This window comes from Kineococcus indalonis (assembly GCF_009906395.1).
Classification (GTDB): Bacteria; Actinomycetota; Actinomycetes; order Actinomycetales; family Kineococcaceae; genus Kineococcus; species Kineococcus indalonis.
Map to the genome: position 1 here is coordinate 1 of NZ_JAAALM010000659.1, position 1,874 is coordinate 1,874.

Consider the following 1,874-nt stretch of genomic DNA (forward strand, 5'->3'; position numbering starts at 1 on the left):
CCCGTCCCCGGCGCCGCACCCAGCCCGGCGCCGGGGACGGGCTGGGTGCGGCGCCTGGCGGCCGTGGCGTGGCGGCACCGCCGCGACGTGCTGCTCTCCTTCGGCTCCTCCCTGGTGGCGTACGGCGTCGCCGCGCTCGTCCCGCTCGTCGTGCGCCACGTCGTCGACGACGTCGTGCCGCAGCGCTCCGCGCCGCTGTGGCCGTGGGCGGTGCTGCTGCTGGGCGCCGGCCTGCTGGTCCTCGCGCTGGGCTACGTGCGCCGGCTGACCGCCGGGCGGCTGTCCCTGGACGTGCAGCTCGACCTGCGCGACGACGTGCACGCCGCGGTGCAGCGCATGGACGGCCGCCAGCTGGACGGGCTGTCCACCGGGCAGGTCGTCAGCCGCTCCATCAGCGACGTGCAGGTGGTGCAGGGGCTGCTGGCCTGGCTGCCGAACCTCACCGGCAGCGCGGTGCTGTTCTGCGTCTCGCTGGTGGTCATGGCGGTGCTCTCCCCGCCGCTGACGCTGGTGGCCCTGGCGGTCGCCCCGGCGCTGTGGTGGGTGGCGCTGCGCAGCCGGCGCACCCTGTTCCCGGCCAACGCCGCGGCCCAGGCCCGCGCTGCGGAGGTGGCCTCGCGGGTGGAGGCGGCCGTGACCGGCGTGCGCGTGGTCAAGGGCTTCGGCCAGGAGCGCGCGGAGCTGGGCCGGCTGGAGCGGGTCGTGGCCGAGCTGTTCGCCGAGCGGATGCGCGTGGTGCGCGGCAACGCCCGCTACGGCCCGGCGCTGCAGGCGGTGCCGGCCCTGGGGCAGGTGGGGGTGCTGCTGGTGGGCGGCTGGCTGGCGCTGCACGGGCGCATCACCGTCGGCACCTTCCTGGCCTTCTCCACCTACCTGGCCCAGCTGGTCTCCCCGGTGCGGCAGCTGGCGGGCCTGCTGACGATCGGGCAGCTGGCGCGCGCGGCCGTGGAGCGGGTGCTGCAGGTCGTCGACACCGTCCCCGCCGTGCGGCCGCCCGCGCACCCGCGGCCGCTGCCCGAGGGGCCGCTGGAGCTGGAGCTGGACGGGGTGGTCTTCGGCCACGCCCCCGGGCGCCGGGTGCTGGACGGCGTGAGCCTGCGGGTGCCCGCCGGCTCCACCGTGGCCCTGGTCGGCACCGCCGGCTCGGGCAAGTCCACGATCACCGCGCTCCTGCCGCGCTCGTACGACGTGGACGCCGGCGCGGTGCGCGTGGGCGGGGTGGACGTGCGCGAGCTGGAGCCGGCGCAGCTGCGCCGGGCCCTGGGCGTCGTCTTCGAGGAGACGTTCCTCTTCTCGGACTCGGTGCGCGCCAACGTCGCCTACCCGGTGCCGGACGCCTCCGACGAGGAGGTGCGCGCGGCGCTGCGCACCGCGGCCGCCGACGGCTTCGTCGCCGACCTCGAGCGGGGCTGGGACTCGCAGGTGGGCGAGCAGGGGCTGACCCTCTCGGGCGGTCAGCGCCAGCGCATCGGCCTGGCCCGCGCGCTGCTGGCCCGCCCGCGGGTGCTCGTGCTGGACGACGCCACCTCCGCGGTGGACCCCACGGTCGAGCAGCGCGTCCTGGACCGCCTGGCCGCCGACCGCGCGCCGGGCACGACGACGCTGCTGGTCGCGCACCGGCGCTCCACGCTGCGCCTGGCCGACCGCGTCGTCGTCCTGGACCGCGGCCGGGTGGTGGACGAGGGCACCGAGGCGGAGCTGGCCGAGCGCTGCGCGCTGTTCCGGCAGCTGTTCGGCGCCGACGACGCCCGCGGCGGTGCCTCCTCCGGAGCGGGCGCACCGGCCGACGCGCCGATCCCCGCGCCGGCCCCCGCGCCGATCCCCGCGCCGGGCGCCGGCGGGGCCGGTGCCCGGCGCGGGGATCGGCGCGGGGG

1 protein-coding gene is annotated in these 1,874 nt (G+C 78.4%); it reads left to right on the forward strand.

Annotation, left to right across the window (positions count from 1 at the left end; translation table 11 throughout):
• Nucleotides 1-45 precede the first annotated feature (45 nt).
• Nucleotides 46-1,874 (forward strand): ABC transporter ATP-binding protein (locus GTR00_RS20005; RefSeq protein WP_323132633.1); only part of this gene is annotated, 1,829 nt, incomplete at its 3' end.